Annotated in this window: 1 protein-coding gene; it reads right to left on the bottom strand. The window is 33.7% G+C overall.

The genetic code is table 11. From position 1 onward, the window contains the following. Positions 1 to 638 (bottom strand): carbon starvation protein A (locus tag AZI32_RS17325; protein WP_162266754.1); only part of this gene is annotated, 638 nt, incomplete at both ends.

Raw genomic sequence — 638 nt, 5'->3', positions numbered from 1 at the left:
CAGGTATAGTACTTATAAAGTGATTTTTATTATGTTTTGCTAAGTATGCTGATCCTGTCCATAACATTATCATAGCTAATGTTTGGTTAGCCCAAGAGAAGTATCTCCATATTATGTTGAAATCTATGAAAGTAAGTGCTATACCTATTACAAATAGTGGTATAGATATCATAAATCTATTTTTTATACTACTTTGATCTATCTTCATTGCATCTGCTATTGTAAGTCTTGCACTTCTAAATGCTGTATCTCCACTAGTTATAGGACAAACTACAACTCCTAATACTGCAAGAAGTCCTCCTACTGGTCCCATTAAAGTCTTTGATATAACATTTACAACTGTAGCTGGTCCACCTTGAGATAATATAACATCTAATTGAGGAACTCCTCCAAAGAATGTCATAGCTGCTGCTGCCCATATTAAAGCTATTATACCTTCAGCAACCATTGAACCATAAAATACTCTTCTAGATTCACTTTCTTTTTCAACACATCTTGCCATCATAGGAGATTGTGTTGCATGGAACCCAGATATTGCTCCACATGCTATTGTTATAAATAAGAATGGGAATAATGGTTGTCCTTGTGGATGTAAATTGTGAAGTGCTATATTTGGTATATCATACCCCTTAAATATT

The sequence above is a fragment of the Clostridium sp. ATCC 25772 genome (assembly GCF_001573875.1).
In the GTDB taxonomy this organism is placed as follows: Bacteria; Bacillota; Clostridia; order Clostridiales; family Clostridiaceae; genus Clostridium_J; species Clostridium_J senegalense.
The sequence above is the reverse complement of the archived record's forward strand: the minus strand, read 5'-3'. Positions and strand labels throughout refer to the sequence as shown.